Consider the following 15,790-nt stretch of genomic DNA (forward strand, 5'->3'; position numbering starts at 1 on the left):
ATGAACAACACCGCAACCGCATCATCAGGGGAACGGACCGGAATACAGGAAGGATTAATTGTAAGCTTGCTTGGCTTCACCGTTGTACTCGTTGTTATGAATACAATGATGTTTAATCTAGCCCTGCCCAAAATTGCAGCCGAATTTATGCTTACATCCGTCGCTTCCTCATGGATTGTTACAGGGTATTCCATTGTATTTGCCATTTCCTCGATTACGTTCTCACGTCTATCGGATTTCATACCTATTCGTACATTATTCACAACCGGGCTTACGTTACTTGGCGCGGCATCCGTTCTCGGGTTCTTCAGTAATCATTTCATCATTTTGCTCATTGCACGTCTGATCCAGGCTGCGGGTGCTGCATCGGTTCCGGGGCTTGCCATTGTACTGATTACCCGGTACATTCCACATGATCGCCGGGGTAAATCGATGGCTGTCATCATGTCCGCCAGTTCACTGGGTCTTGGACTCGGTCCCGTCATCGGCGGAAGTATTACACAATTTTTGGGATGGCATGATCTGTTTATCGTTACAGGATTAACGTTATTCTTGATTCCTGTATTTTTCAAACTGCTTCCGCGGGAAACACCGCAAAAAGGTTCATTTGACCTGCTGGGTGCCGTGCTTCTCGCCATCGGTACTACGGGTGTGCTGTTATTCCTGACTTCCCGTCAGTGGTTCACGCTTGTCATCGGTGCTGCGGCACTGCTTCTGTTCTGGCTCCGAATTCGGCGCGCGGCAGATCCGTTTGTTCAACCTGCTTTGTTTAAAGACAAAAAATATATGATGCTCAGCTCGCTGGGGATTGTATCGTACATTAATAACTTCTCAACGTTGTTCCTGTTACCTCAAATTTTGGCGCATCTATATGGACTGACCCCTGCTCAATCGGGACTCGTCATCTTCCCTGGTGCAGTCGTGTCCATGCTGCTGTCCAACCGGATCGGCCGTATGATTGACCGACATGGCAATACGTTGCTGCTGAAGTTTGCACCATGGCTACTACTGGCAGCTGCCGGGTTATTCGCCTTATTTGCAGACAATAACATCTACGCCATTATGGCCGTGTATGTCTTGCTCAGCGTAGGCTTCTCTTCCCTAACCACCAGCGTGTCCAATGAATTGTCTGGCAATCTGACTATGGATCAGGTGGGCGCAGGTATGGGGCTGTTCCAACTTAGTCAGTTCTTCAGCGGTGCTTTCAGTGTTGCTGTTACCGGCGTAGCATTAACGGCGATGCAAAACATGCCACTGTCCTCAGCGTATACCAATATTTTCTGGGGCATGACTGTGGTCGCACTGGCATCCGTTATTTTCTCTCAGGTGTATCTGAGAATGCAGTCACGGAAACAAGCTGCTGCTTAATATGAAGCAAGTCATAAAAAAGGCCCATAAAGCGATGTTCGCTTTATGGGCCTTTTTGCAAATTCCGTAAGGTTTCCTAGACTCCTAACTCGCAACCAAAATCTTTACCATGTTATGCGCTTCTTGTTCTATACCTATAATTTCTCCAATTTTACTCAACACTCGGTTCAACATGTGATAACGACTATCCATATCCAGGTACTGACTTTTCAATGTCATATTAGCGGCGAGATTCCATCGTTGCGCAGCATATTCGTATGCTTCCACCAGTTGATGAATATCCGGATTATATGGCATTCCCTCTCTTAGGAAGTGGCCATACAAATATCTGTTATTACTTATGCCAGCCAAGTCGCCATACATATTGTCCAGATATTCTTCGGTCAACACTGATGAATCTTGCATATGCTGACGTGTAGAGTCTATATATCGTTCAATTGCAGGCAGGCCTACATGCGGATTAACTAATTCATACCACTCAACCTGATTAACCAGTTGCCCGGATTTTCCATCCATTATTTCATGATTTTGATGAAGCATATCGTAGAATTCTCTCTCTTTTACCTGTTGGACGGCACTCCCAACATCTAATATAGCATAACGATAACGCGTGCCCTCACGAATCAACGATGTCTGACCTAGATCAAGAGCTTCAAATAACGTCTGTTCATCCATATTGCCTTTCAAATGATAAAAATCATCAATAAACTCAAACTGTCCATCTGTATAGTCGGACAATACAATACAATGCGACGAATGAAGTAATTGATAGAGTGAATTATACTGCATATAAAATACATCAACCCATACAATAACTGCTTCTTTTTGCTGAAGCAACGTCATGATTTCCTTTATAACCTCGGCCCGATCATTTTTTCTGACGATATTCAAATCAATATGATGAATATGTTGAAACTCATTTTCAACCGACATATACGTGGGAACAAGCTTCGGGGTGCCCCTCTCCGGGTCTTCATGGTACATCATCCCGCATTGTTTCCACACTGCAAGAAAATTCGTAATTTGTTTATAGTTGAGAATGCTGCTTACACATAAGGTAAAGCAATCTTCACCTTCTTCATGTGCTTCTCTGGGCTGAATATTCATATACTCCACTCCTTCCCCAAGGTTAGTGCAAAGATATGCATGCATGGATTGTCCGGCAATAGGATCTTGTCAAATGAAATGGGTTCTTCGAGTGTAATCTTCTGAAACCAGATAATAGGCTGTTTGGATGTCAGTAAGGCCCCCTTTTGGGTACACACCCCACTACATTGAAACATCATTTCCTCATTATAATGTGGAACCGTCTCGGTCCAGTTGGTCAGGTCCAATGATGCTCTCCCCATCCGCTCTCCATTTCGTTCAAAATAAATGAATTCATGGTATGAACCATTATCTGCTGCACCCAGAATGTATAGTGTCGAATATAGATCGATAGGTACCGGAATGTGCTGGCTATCCAGTTCTATATTATTAAACGCCTGTCTGTGTAGAGGAAAATGAAACGGAACATCCTGCCATTGTACCTTCTCCTGATCAGGCAGTTCGTCTCCAGGGTACGAGGAACCAAAGGTCGTGAAATTACCAATTTGGTTTGCAGCAAGATAACTGAATCCATTGTTGTTATAGTGTTCTTCCAAATGTAGTGGACAATAGATGGTCATGTCATAAACCTCCTAGGATCGTTCTACTTATTTCAGGTGACCACTGACCCGATACCTTGACGCTGATCCTTGAATAACGTGTCATACACCTCATGTCGTCCAGCCAGCTCCAGATGAGTGCCCGTAGCAACGATCTCTCCCTGATCGAGCACAATAACTTGCTCGGCATCCTGAATAGCTGAATAACGGTGTGCGATTACAAGCACGGTCATATCTTCTGCGATCCCGCGGATCACCTCATTTATTTTCCGTTCCGAGTCATTATCCAGTGCAGATGTTGCTTCATCCAGAATCAGCATTCGGGGTCTTGTTAACAGCACCCTGGCAAGAGCCAAGCGTTGCTTCTGCCCTCCCGATAGCTTAATACTTGACTCACCCAGGATGGTATTATACTGGTCGGGCAACCCTTCAATGAAATCATCCAGTAAAGCCATACGACATACCTCTCGTACCTCTTCTTCTGTTGCCAGAGGCTGTACGAGTCTGAGATTATCCATGATGGACATACTGAACAAGGCATTCTCCTGCATAACGACCCCAATATGTTGATAAAGATATTCTGATCCCAAGTCACCAATGGGCTGTCCGTCAACAAGAATGGCCCCTTGCTGTGTTTCGTTCTGCCCCAGAATAAGTTTGATTAACGTGCTCTTCCCCGAACCACTTCTGCCTACGATAGCCGTATAATCACCGGGCTGGATGTTCAGATTAATCTCATGCAAGACATTACTTTGATTCTCCTGATAATGAAAGGAGACATCCCTGAATTCGAGATGCCCTTGGAACTCTGGCTGTAATGCGAGCTTTCTCTGTGGTGTAACCGGAAGTTCCAGCAATTCAACGATCCGTTCAATGGAAGGTGTCACATCATGGAGTTGAACATTGGAGGCATTAATTTCATTAATGTTGTTAATCATCTGTTGATAGTAGGTCAGAAAGACAAGCAATCCCCCGATCGTTAATTCCCCCTGAAAAATTAGCAAACCACCGATAAAATAAAGATTCATCTTATTAATAAAGTCATCCTGGAAGGTATAATACAGCTCATTGGCGTAGGTGTACGCCAGATGCCGGAACTTGATTTTTCCAAATCTCTTCCAATATCCCACAAACTTAATGGATTCTTTGCGCTGCATATTCAGTGCCTTGATTTCCTTCCAGTGTCTGAAGCTGTTCGATATCCATGTCTCATATTCTCCGGTAGTCTGACGGAATTCGGAGACCAGCGCCTTGGCCTTTTTGCCCAATCGGGAACTGATGACGAAGGAAATAGGTAGCATGATAAAACCCAGCAAAGCCATCTTCCAATTCAGCGACAACAGAATAACCGCATATGCCCCTACGCTGATCCATTTGAACGTATAATCAATCAAATGCAAAAAGATAAAGTCTTTGACCAGTGTGACGTCTCCATCCAGCCTGTTCTTCAGATCTCCCGCACTATAGCGCTCATATAAAGTCGGCTTCATGCGCACTAATCTTTTCCACATATTCAGTTGTAAATCCAACTTGGTCCGACCTAATAACCGGTTACTGAACAGGGTTTGCAGCCCCAGAGCGGTTGTCTCCAACGCAAATAAGCCCAAGTATCCGGAAAGGATATAGGGCAACATTCCAAGCTCCCGTCCAACCATGACATGATCAATGAGCAGCTTGTACAGATAAGGAATCATGAGGGCAATAGCGGTCAGGGCCAATTTCAGTGCACCCAGAATAAAGATTTGACGGTTCGCATTTTTGATAAACGGCTTAATCTGTTTAAACAGTGCATACCGGGAAGTTGACGGTGCCTTGGTCACGACATCAGTCCCTCCTTCCGGATGAAATCTTCTGCAAATAACTCACGGTAGTGCTCACTATTCTCCAGCAGATATCCATGTGTGCCTGTAGCTACAATGCGTCCCTCATGCACAACAGCAACCCGATCAGCATTCAGGATAGAGGATAAGCGATGGGCGATGACAATCGAAGCCCGATCCTTGCTCAATTGCTGCCAGGAACGCTGGACCGCTTGTTCAGCTTCATAGTCCAAAGCGGAAGTGGCTTCGTCGAATATAATCAATTTGGGTTGCTTTAGAAAAATTCGTGCAATAGACAGACGTTGCTTTTGTCCTCCAGAGAACTCCATTCCCCCTGCGCCAATAACGGTGTCCAGACCCTGAGGAAGCGAACGGATAAAGTCTCCAATAAAGGCCTGATCACATGCCTCCAACAAGTGGTCGTCATCCGCATGAGCGCTGCCAAGCATCAGGTTGTAACGAATGGTTTCGTTGAACAGTATGGCTTCCTGCTGCACGATCCCTACTCTCTTACGCAGTCGAGACAGAGCATAGTCATCTATATGCCTGCCGCCAATGCGAATCTGCCCTTCTTCCGGGGCATAGAAACCGAGCAGCATGTTCACAATCGTTGTTTTGCCCGAGCCACTTTTTCCTACAAGCGCAACGGATTCATGGGCACCGATCTCCAAGGTGAGACCGTTCAGCACATAGGGACCCTGTTCCTCATACCGAAACCTTACTTGCTCGAATGACGTCTCCCCATCTTCCATATCCACTTCCGAGTGACCACCGCTTCTTTCCGTCTCTTCATCCAGAAGTTCAAAGACTTTGCGTGACTGTACCGTCAGCTTGGGCAGATTCACAACCGCCTCGTAGATCATCATCATGGATTGATTATTCTTGGTCAGATACGACATAATGGCAACAAAGGCTCCTGCCGTAAGCTGTCCCTGAACAATAAGCACACCAGCAATGGCGTAGATAGACAGATCCGATAGCAAAAAAATAAATGCATTAGAGCGGGTCGACATCCATTTCATGACTTCTGTCTGATTGTCGAGACGAATCACATCTGCACTCTGTCCCGTAAACAGTGTAGTGACCCGTTTACCACTCCCCAACAAACGAATATCTCTCATGCCTTGAAGCATCTCCAGCATCCAGCTGACAAAATGCCCGTATTTCTCACGCAAAATCGTCTGCTGCTTGGTCATCTTACGATTAAAATACTGTGATACCCAGACCGAAACCGGAACTAACACCATCATGGCTAAGGCGATATACGGATTTAGATAAAACAAAAAAACAAACGATACCAGCAATTTCGTGAACGGAGCAGCCATCTGAAAAATGATTAACTCTATTAACTGCATGACAGAATCCGTGTCTCTTGTTAGACGTGTGACCAGATCACCGGTCTGGACTTTTTGAAAATAAGACGCTTTAAAATGAAGAATGCGATCAAATAAACTTTTTCGAATATCAAACAGAAATTTAACATTCAAATAAATCCAGATGGATTTAATGATCCAACTCAGAGCCCTTACACCTACATACAAAGCAATATAAGTCAAAATAACATAGCCGAAGAAATGAAGATTACGGTGATAGAACACTTCGTCGATCAAAATGGCAAAAATAAGCGGTCCAATCAGATCCACCACCACCATGATCAGCTCGCAAAACAGCATGGTAATCAAGCTGATCCGGTAAGGTTTGGCGAATGTACGGATTCGTTTGCTCAGTGTAATATTCTCCATGCCATCCTCCTCTAGGATATCCAGCTCTCAAGTACAGTCTGGCTCTGGGACTGTACCTCCGTAACAATCGAGATCTCGGTTGTATGGGAGGACTTCATCCGCTCCCCCAGCTCTTCATTCCATACACCTTCGGCTGTAATACGAGTGGTAGCTGATGTGGGGTCTTGATTAACCTCAAGAATCTGCGCAGCATAACGTTTACCCTGTTCTTCTGTGTACCAGATCAAGGAGTCGCCTTTCTTAAATCCCGAATCAGGCTTTTCTGTAAATTCAGCTATAATGTGTACTTTGGTGTTCTCCCCTTGCAGAGATTCAGCCACTGCACTTGCACTGGCGGTCTCACTGCGCAGATAGGAGGTCGTATGGAATTGCATGGCTAGTGTCACTAATGCGGTTACGGTTAATCCAATAATAACAAGTGCCGCCACGGGTAATTGAATAGAAAGCCTGAACCAGATCTGTCCTATTCGTCTAGTCCGGCTCATGTTCCGAATCTCCTTCAATGAGACTGACCAGATAATCCCTGAAATCGGCAATCGTATCGGTTTGCACAAAGGTCAATCGGTCGTCGTCTATTTCAATGTCGAATTCTTTCTCCATCTCAACCACAATTTTAATGTAATCGAGCGAATTCGTCCCCAGTTCGCCCCAGGCTTGATCCATCTGAGTATCCGTTCCACACGCCATAACCTTGTCGATGACCTGTATTATTCGGGTCTCCAATGTCATGATTTCACTCATTCAGATCCTCCCCATCATGTGAGATTTAGCCAACTCATCGTAATACTCCCGTTCAAGCAAGCTTATATTCCTGTATATCTCCGGGAGTTTATGAAACGATGTTGGTTTATATGAAGAAGTAAGCACGTACTTGGCCAGAACTGCGCGAATATCACTCCACTCCATGACAATACGCTCACGAATATGTGTCAATCTGGAATCCGCACCCGTTAGATTGGCACAACGATACACCTCTGCCTTTTTGGCACTAATCAATTTATGAAGCGAAATGACCCAATCCTCAGCCATTGAAGACACCAGTTGTTGATCATGAACAACGGCCTCGAACTGCGGCACACTCTCCACCAGCCTTGCCAAACTGCTCTCCACCCGCTCCTGTTGCTCTTCCATGTGACTCACATAGATCTGCCAGTATGCCTCCAACTGCTCCTGACTGGAATCTCTTCGATGTATCACCGGATTATGCTTGTTGTAGAACGTATAGAAGGTGTTTACTTCCATATTAAAATGATCGATATAACCATGATAACTGTCCATCAGATCCTGGTAACTGACGGTTCGTTCTTCATATGACAAGTTATCATGATGCTTATGCTCCATCACGGTAAACGTCTGGTTGATCGGATCAACACCGTATACAAGCCAGGTATGTGGAATATGCTTTTTGAGATAGGTATCATTGCGTATGGATGTGTAATAGACGTCAACCCAGACAATAACCGGTCTGGCATTCAGTACAGCTCGACTGACATCCTGTATAATGTCCTCGCTGATTTTCACCATTTCATAGCCAATGCCCAGATCGTCCAGAATGTCCGTATCTTTGCGGCAGGAGAAGAAACCATTCACAAGAAATTGCTCATTGTCAGACCATAGATACTCGTCCACATGATGGATGAAGAACGGATGTATGCTTTTTTTCTGCTGCAATACAATCGGGAATAAAGAGTTATAGAAACATAATTTGAAGAAGACATCGTTAAAAGGATGGTATCCATCGGAATGGGCTCCCCATGAATGCTCCATGCCTATAGATGATGATAACGTCTTGTTAACCTGTACAACGTCAGATGCCTGCCCGTTATTTTCACTTTCATCTGAATCTGCAAGCCCGGGATTATCTTTCAGAACCGTTGCAAGCATCCTTATGGTCGGATTGTCATACAAAATGGAAGGCAGTACCCGAATACCGAGATTCTCCAGTTCGACCTCCATTCGAATCACAAGCAGGGAGTGCCCTCCAAGCTGAAAGAAGTCGTCGTCGATACCGATCCGTTCCATTTCCAGTAATGTACACCAGACATGTACCAGTTGGTGCTCCAGCTCACTCTCAGGCGGTGCATAGTTCATTCCAAAATGTAAAGACTGCTTCTGGTTCAATAACTCTCGTGTATCTATCTTCCCGTGGATCGTCCGCGGCATATGTGATATTTGAATGTATTTTGAAGGCAGCATATATTCGGGCAACAATGACATCAGATATTGGCGAACATCCATGACATACAGCTCCGTATCTGCCACGATATAAGCGGTTAGCACCTTTTCACCTTCGACTCCGATCGTCAGTACAACACATTCGCCAATCGGACCGTAACGGTTCAGATGTCGCTCAACTTCTGCCAATTCAATCCGATGACCTCTGATTTTAACCTGCTTGTCCATCCTTCCCAGAAACAACACGCGGCCTTCCGCTGTCCACATCCCCGTATCGCCTGTGCGGAACATCCGCTCTCCTTCAACAAACGGTGACTCGGCAAACTTCTGATCCGTCAATTCCGGCAATCCTACATATCCTCGGGATACCCCTTTGCCTGAAATACATATTTCTCCGGGTACGCCCACGGGTAACATTCGTCCATGCCAATCTCCAATATGTACGAAATAACCCTGAATGGGGCGACCTACCGGAATCGGATCAACAGTCTCTGATGACAGCTTCTCATAGAGCGCACATACCGTCGTCTCCGTGGGACCATACGTATTGTATACATTGGTATAGGTGAGCAGATGTCCAATGTCCGCCATCTTCAACACATCCCCACCGCTGATAAAGGTGCGAACACTCGCAAGATTGGGCATCCGGTTAAGCTCCCTCAGAATATGAGGTGTAGTACTGACAAGGGTGACCTTGTGTCGGTCCAGTAACTGCACCAGTCCGTGAATATCTAACAGTTGTTCCCGCTGAACCACAACAAGTGTTGCCCCCGCAGTTAATGCAGGAAACACTTCCTCCATATAAGTATCAAAGGTACTGGCGGCTTGTTGAAGCACCTTGTCTGTTGAATTTAGTTGAAACTCGGCTTGAAAAGCGTTCACGTATGCACTCAGATTTCGTTGCTCTACTCCGACCCCTTTGGGCTGACCCGTTGATCCGGAGGTGTATAGAATGTATGCTAGACCACTCATATCAGGTAAGGTACTTAAACCACTTCCATCTTCTGCTCTCCATGGGGCATCATCCAGCTTAATCATTTCTATGCCTGAGCCTGAGGGCATAGCCAATGTCATCTCCTCTAGAGCCTGTTGTACCTCCGTTTCCAACTTTCCCGTCAGGAAAATACGTGCATCCGATTCCATTAAAATATGACGTATACGCTCCAGGGGATATTCAGGATGAAGAGGAATATAGGTTCCGCCTGCCTTGAACACTGCCAGGATCGTAATGATTAATTCCACGGAACCTGCCATCATGACAAGCACTGGACTTTCGGCAGTCACTCCAGAGGCAAGCAAAAGACGGGCCAGTTGATTGGATTGCTCCTCCAGGGACTGATACGAAATTTGGCGATCTCCCTCTATAACCGCAGTCTGGTTGGGTATTCTGTTCACTTGTTCAAGAAATAAAGTACAGACAGAACGTTCCTCTGGCAGGGAAGAACGTGGACTTTTGTTCCAGCTTTCCATGATTTCATTCTCCTCTTCCGAAGAAAGGAGCCAACTTATGGATAAGGGTTGGTCTGGTAAGGCTGTTGTCTGTTCCAGCAATCGTATGTAGTGGGAACATAAACGCTCGGGTTGACTGGGTTCAAGAGGTATTGCACCATAACGGAGGGTCATGTGAAGTCGTTGGTCTACGCGATCAAACTCCAGTGAACAATGGGTTCCTTCATCCAGAACAGGCTCCTCATGAATTCCTTTCATATACAAAACCGTCTTCAACTCGCACTCCTCGGGAAGTCGTCCCAGCTTCTCTGCCATCTTATCGTAAGGAAAATGCCAGTACGTTCGGGCCGACATGACTTCAGCCTTGGTATCCAATACCAGTTGTCTGAACGATGCTGCCTCGTCTACTTTTCCACGAATCGCAAGCAAGTGAGAACTGCGAAAATCCTCGACTTGTTCTGGAGTTAGAGGCATACCCAACAACACATTCTGGTGTCCGTAATAACGATACAACAGATGTTGAAATCCCGATAAAAGCAATATATACAACGCCAGATTCGATCCCCCGCTCATGCGGATCAATCTTGCGGACAGTTCATCTGGAAAGGAAAAGGAAAGAACCTGTACGTTTGGTTCCCCAGTCTGGATCGAAGGTTGTAGAATTCCGTCAAACAAAGTTCCTATATGAATATCGCCATCTAGTTGTTCCTGCCAGTACGTTCGTTCTTCCTTAAATTTATCACTCGACATCATAACATTGAGTAGATGGATATCCATGATCTCACCCCGAATACATAGTAAACCGGCACAACAAGTGTTGATCTCACCTGTCATGCCGGTTGATTGGTGTACACGTACTTGTTATGCCGTAGGAACTTTATCGTCACTCCACAAATAATACTGTCCCGTCTCGTCCAGGATCTGGTGGAACCAGTCATCCCGCTCTTCCTGCTCTACTTGTTTGGTTTCGAATATGGTACCCAGCCATTCCAGAGACAATTTCATCTGCTCCGTAGTCGGTGCCCGATCCGCTGCCTCAAGTTCTTCTTGAAGCTGCTGGATTCGTTTATAAGGCTCAACGACTCCTTTTTGATATTGCTCCTGATCCCAATTCCGGTTCGGTGTGGCTACCGCCGCGGCCATACATTTGGTCACTACCGTTGGTCTCGGTCTGGATACAACAGCCTGATCCAGCAACTCCTTCAATGCTTTGCGGTCCTCTTTCTGTCCATAGGCAAAAGACTTCATGCCCAGCTTGTCCAGCTCCACCAGTCCGCTCAGGACATTCTTTGGTCCAAGTTCAATCGTCAGCGTGACACCATGCTTTTTGAGATATTGCATCGTCTGTGTCCACTTCACCGGCTGGGATAATTGCCTTTGGAGCAGTCCCTTAATTCGCTCAGCTTCGGTATACGGAGTAGCGGTCACATTAGATACGACGGGCCACTTGAATGGGTGGAAACGATAATTGGCAAGTTCTACCGCAAGCTGTTGACCGGCCGGCTCCATCAAACGGCTATGAAACGGCGCACTCATCATCAACGGGGTCGTCTGGGCATCTTGATCCAGCAAGAGGGATTCAACTTGTTCAATCGAATCCTGATGACCGGATATGGCATACTGACCTGAAGCATTGTAACAGGAGATCGCAGACCAGGCCGTATCGGTTGACACTTGCTCACAGGCTCTGCGGATCATACCCTCATCTGCACCATCAATGATGGTCATTCCCCCATCTGCTTCATCTGCGATGAGTTCGGTCAATTCGCCACGCCGCTTGGTGATCCGCACAGCATCACCAAATGTCATGGCACCGGAGCATGTTAGTGCTGCATATTCACCCAGGCTGTGACCCGCGCAGAACTGCGGGTTGATCCCGATCTCCTCCATGTAGACACGATAGGCAACAACACTTGCTGTCAGCAATGCCGGCTGCATATTGGAAGGTTTGTTCAGATCAAACAGGCTGCCTTCAAAACTCATTTTGGCCAGATCAAAGCCCAGAATATGATTAGCTTCTTCATACGTTTGTCTTGCAATCTCGTACTGATCATAGAAGTTTTTCATCATACCTATATATTGGGAACCTTGCCCTGGAAACAGAAATGCTATTTTTTCCATTGATTGAACACCTCGCCTCTTAGATTGGGTTTACGCGATAACTTCCATGGACACATACGCAGGCTGATCCTGAATCATGCTTAGATCACTCTCAAACAAATAAAAATCTCCGTTCTGCTCAATCTCACGGAATCCAGCAAATTTGTAAGTGATCATCATCGTACGATTGCGATCTGTTGATACAAACTCGGCCTGCAAACGGACGTTCGCTTCCTTAGCCATACGCATCACATGATGCAGCAGCAACGTACCTGCTCCTCTAGACATAACGCGACAGGAGACCAGTAGTAGTTTAAGCGTCCAAACTTCGTCATTTAATTCGAGCAGAGCCAGTCCGATTTTTCCATATGTGCCGTACTTGTCCTCCAATCCTGCAATCAGCAGTTTGTGACGTGGAGAGTACCGGAATTGATCGAGTTCCTCGTAAGAGTAGGTATAACCTGTGGCATTCAGTTGATGTGTTCTCACCGTCAGTTCTTCTGCACGCTGTAGATCCCCTTCCTTCACCTCGGAGATCGTGAAGATCATGCCAAGAGAGGCCAGGAATTCATCTTGAGTACCTTCAAATTCCTCCTCCTTCTCATTGCGGGCAATATCATTCATGTACATCTTTCTGCGTAAGGCAGAATCCTCGGTAATGAAACGTGGGTTCATCTCATCCATATCCGTTAATTCAAGGTAGGCCAGCGCATCGATACAGAGCACGTCGGGGTGAGTGAATAATACTTCCTCCCGTTCGAAAGGCTGATCATCGATAAAGGCAATCGTGTCCATTCCGATATTGATGGACTCCACAATCGTTTTTACCGATCGGGATTTGGCATTCCAATTGATTTGTGGATAGATGAAATATTCACGCAATCCGAATTCTTCCAATTTGGCCATTGCCAGTTCATGATCGTTACGGCTGGCAACCGATTGTAGAATGCCCCGTTCATCCAGTGTACGGATGACTTCTACAATATTTTCTTTCAGCGTGACCTCTTCATCCTCCAGCAAAATTCCGTTCCAAATGGTATGGTCCAAATCCCAGATCACACATTTAATTTTTTTCATGACAAAACAGCCTCCTCTTGTACGGATTCATGGGTACTCGCAGCGTATGAAGCAATAACCATCTCATGCATTTGTGTGGTGCCCTCAATAATCTCATTCACGCGGGCATCCCGATAGAAGCGCTCCACTGGATACTCCGCACTACAGCCCTTGGCTCCATGAATCTGTACCGCGCGGTGCGCTACCTTGTTGACCATATCAGCTGCATAATATTTAGCCGTCCAGGTCTCCATAATGGAATCCGGGTCCATTACTTCTTTCAGATAACCGGATTGATAACATAAGAGCCGCGCTGCTCTCACATCCACAATGATTTCTGTCAGCATTTTCTGAATTAACTGATTTTCCTGCAAAAGAGTTCCGAACTGACGGCGGCTGCCTGCATAACTCAGTGAAGCATCCAGACAGGCTTGTCCCAGTCCAATACAGCCCCAAGCTACGGTGTAGCGACCATAATCCAAACAATGCAAGGCTACCATGGAAACACCGATACCTGGGCTCCCTACCATACGATCCGGGCCAACATAACAATGCTCCAGATGCAGTTCCGCGAGCATCGAGCCTTTAACCCCCAGCATTCCGTTGATCGGCTGCGTCTTCAATCCCGAATTATTCCGTTCCACCAAGAATGCGGTTGGTTTATCATTCACTTGGGCAAAGATGAGAAACAGGTCAGCAAGCTGACCCATCGTGATCCACTTTTTCTTCCCGTTCAGCTGATACCCATCTCCATCCAATTCGGCAATAGTCTCGATGCTTTTGGCATCACTGCCCACTCCCGGTTCGCTCAGTCCAAAGGCTCCAATGACTTCACCCGAGGCCAGTCGTGGCAACCAATAGGACCGCATATCTTCGGAACCAAACTTCTGAATGGCTATGGCTACCATACCGTGAACAGTAAGCAGACTCCGGACGGATGAACATCCTCTTCCGATCTCCTCATTCAGCACCCCAACCGATATCGGATCAAGCCCCATGCCTCCATACTCCCTAGGAATCATGGAACCCAGATAACCGGAGGATTTCAGCGAATCGATAACCTCTGGATGAAGCCGTTCCTCTCTATCGTGCAAGCCTGCGTATGGGACGATATATTGATTGGTAAATGATGCAGCATCCTGCTTGCATTGGAGCTGCTGTTCGCTCAATTCCATTTTCAACACGTTAACCTCCTTAGAATGGGACTGGATGAATGCAAACGGTACACTGGACTGTGGACCGAATCGGCTTCCTAAGAACTGACCATCTTGCTCTCAATAAGCTCAACGATGGCGTTAATGGACTTGAAGTTCTGCAAATCCAGATCTTTATTGTCGACACGAATGGAGAATTCCTTCTCCAGAAACATAACTAGTTGCATCGCAAACAACGAATTCACAAAACCAAGGGCAAAGATATCCTCGTCGTCCTGAAGCTCGTGCTTTTTGAAAAAACGACCCAGAAACTTGCGAACTCTACCTTTAACTTCTTCCATGTGTATTACTCCCTTTCCCTCATTAAAATGGTGTTTTGAATACGCAATAAAGCTTTTCATGCCATGAACGATTCATGCAGTTGATTAGTAACTATAGAAACCTTCCCCCGACTTTCTTCCAGTCTGTCCGGCGTGCACCATCTTTCTCAGTAAAGGACAGCAACGGAATTTCGGGTCCTGATAGCTCTCATACAGCACATCGAGCGAATCCACAACAGTATCCAAGCCGATTAAATCTGCTGTCTCCAGCGGTCCCATCGTGTGTCCATAACATTTCACAAAAATATCATCCACCTCACGTGCTGTAGCCACCTGATCCTGTAGAACAAAAGCAGCTTCATTCATAAACAGATGGGAAATCCGGTTCGAGACAAATCCGGGAAAGTCGTTAACCAGAATCGTCTCTTTACCGATGGATGACAATAGTTCAGTTACTTCTTCAATGGTACGATCCGAGGTGTGCATACCCTTGATCACTTCAACTGCTGATTTCAGGGGAACCGGATTCATAAAATGAGTACCAATGACCCGATCAGGCCGCTTGGTTAGTGCTGCAATTTTGGTAATGGAGATACACGAAGTGTTCACCAGAAATATGCATGCCTCATGACAGATCGGATCGATCAGGCTGTACACTTCCTTTTTGATGTCCCACTGTTCATTCACATTTTCAACGATAATATCAGCTTCACGAAGCATCTCCAGTTCCGTCGTCATATGGATGCGCTCCATGATGATCTCCGGGTCTTCCAGTCCCTCTACTTTCTTGAATAACCTCAGCATCCGGATATTGTTATAGATCTCTTCTCCAGCGCTCTCCAGCACTTCATCCTTGATATCCACCAAGACAACCTCATGACCTGTCTGTGCAAAACTCTGGGCTACACCGCGGCCCATCACACCTGCTCCAATTACCCCGATCTTCTTCATTGTCCCTGT

The 15,790-nt window shown here is 46.1% G+C and carries 13 protein-coding genes; 1 reads left to right on the forward strand and 12 read right to left on the reverse strand.

Features of this window, described 5'->3' with window-relative positions; translation table 11 throughout:
* Positions 1 to 1,368, forward strand: coding sequence for an MFS transporter (locus V6668_RS26065; RefSeq protein WP_076319698.1), 1,368 nt, complete (start codon positions 1 to 3; stop codon positions 1,366 to 1,368).
* Positions 1,369 to 1,452: 84 nt separating this feature from the next.
* On the opposite strand, the gene V6668_RS26070 is transcribed toward V6668_RS26065, so the two are convergent.
* The 12 genes from V6668_RS26070 to V6668_RS26125 form a co-directional block, all read right to left on the reverse strand.
* The gene (locus V6668_RS26070; protein WP_036668109.1) at positions 1,453 to 2,475 is read right to left on the reverse strand and encodes a BtrH N-terminal domain-containing protein; all 1,023 of its coding nucleotides are present in this window, start codon (positions 2,473 to 2,475) and stop codon (positions 1,453 to 1,455) included.
* Positions 2,472 to 3,035: a hypothetical protein gene (locus tag V6668_RS26075; RefSeq protein ID WP_036668110.1), complete on the reverse strand. Its 564-nt coding sequence runs from the start codon at positions 3,033 to 3,035 to the stop codon at positions 2,472 to 2,474. The genes V6668_RS26070 and V6668_RS26075 overlap by 4 nt, the downstream gene beginning before the upstream one ends.
* A 32-nt stretch (positions 3,036 to 3,067) precedes the next feature.
* A complete protein-coding gene (locus tag V6668_RS26080) occupies positions 3,068 to 4,834 on the reverse strand; it encodes an ABC transporter ATP-binding protein (protein ID WP_338707058.1) in 1,767 nt (588 codons plus the stop codon).
* On the reverse strand, positions 4,831 to 6,576 hold the full coding sequence (locus V6668_RS26085; RefSeq protein WP_338707059.1) for an ABC transporter ATP-binding protein: 1,746 nt from the start codon (positions 6,574 to 6,576) through the stop codon (positions 4,831 to 4,833). The genes V6668_RS26080 and V6668_RS26085 overlap by 4 nt, the downstream gene beginning before the upstream one ends.
* An 11-nt stretch (positions 6,577 to 6,587) precedes the next feature.
* The gene (locus V6668_RS26090; RefSeq protein WP_036668112.1) at positions 6,588 to 7,061 is read right to left on the reverse strand and encodes a hypothetical protein; all 474 of its coding nucleotides are present in this window, start codon (positions 7,059 to 7,061) and stop codon (positions 6,588 to 6,590) included.
* A complete protein-coding gene (locus V6668_RS26095) occupies positions 7,048 to 7,317 on the reverse strand; it encodes a phosphopantetheine-binding protein (RefSeq protein WP_051449549.1) in 270 nt (89 codons plus the stop codon). Before V6668_RS26095 ends, V6668_RS26090 begins: the two co-directional genes overlap by 14 nt.
* On the reverse strand, positions 7,318 to 10,953 hold the full coding sequence (locus V6668_RS26100; protein WP_338707061.1) for an amino acid adenylation domain-containing protein: 3,636 nt from the start codon (positions 10,951 to 10,953) through the stop codon (positions 7,318 to 7,320). It lies immediately after the preceding gene.
* 108 nt (positions 10,954 to 11,061) lie between these two features.
* Positions 11,062 to 12,321, reverse strand: coding sequence for an ACP S-malonyltransferase (fabD, locus tag V6668_RS26105; RefSeq protein WP_338707062.1), 1,260 nt, complete (start codon positions 12,319 to 12,321; stop codon positions 11,062 to 11,064).
* A 30-nt stretch (positions 12,322 to 12,351) separates the two neighbouring features.
* Positions 12,352 to 13,377 carry an HAD-IIIC family phosphatase gene (locus tag V6668_RS26110; RefSeq protein ID WP_076328853.1) on the reverse strand — a complete coding sequence of 342 codons (1,026 nt, stop codon included), beginning with the start codon at positions 13,375 to 13,377 and terminating at the stop codon, positions 12,352 to 12,354.
* Positions 13,374 to 14,531: an acyl-CoA dehydrogenase family protein gene (locus tag V6668_RS26115; RefSeq protein WP_235193722.1), complete on the reverse strand. Its 1,158-nt coding sequence runs from the start codon at positions 14,529 to 14,531 to the stop codon at positions 13,374 to 13,376. Before V6668_RS26115 ends, V6668_RS26110 begins: the two co-directional genes overlap by 4 nt.
* Positions 14,532 to 14,608: 77 nt before the next feature.
* Complete coding sequence (locus tag V6668_RS26120) at positions 14,609 to 14,851, reverse strand: acyl carrier protein (RefSeq protein WP_036668118.1); 243 nt, start codon at positions 14,849 to 14,851, stop codon at positions 14,609 to 14,611.
* An 84-nt stretch (positions 14,852 to 14,935) separates the two neighbouring features.
* The gene (locus tag V6668_RS26125) at positions 14,936 to 15,781 is read right to left on the reverse strand and encodes a 3-hydroxyacyl-CoA dehydrogenase family protein (RefSeq protein ID WP_036668119.1); all 846 of its coding nucleotides are present in this window, start codon (positions 15,779 to 15,781) and stop codon (positions 14,936 to 14,938) included.
* Between the last annotated feature and the right edge of the window lie 9 nt (positions 15,782 to 15,790).

Origin of the sequence: Paenibacillus amylolyticus (genome assembly GCF_036894225.1) — a bacterium.
Taxonomy (GTDB): domain Bacteria; phylum Bacillota; class Bacilli; order Paenibacillales; family Paenibacillaceae; genus Paenibacillus; species Paenibacillus amylolyticus.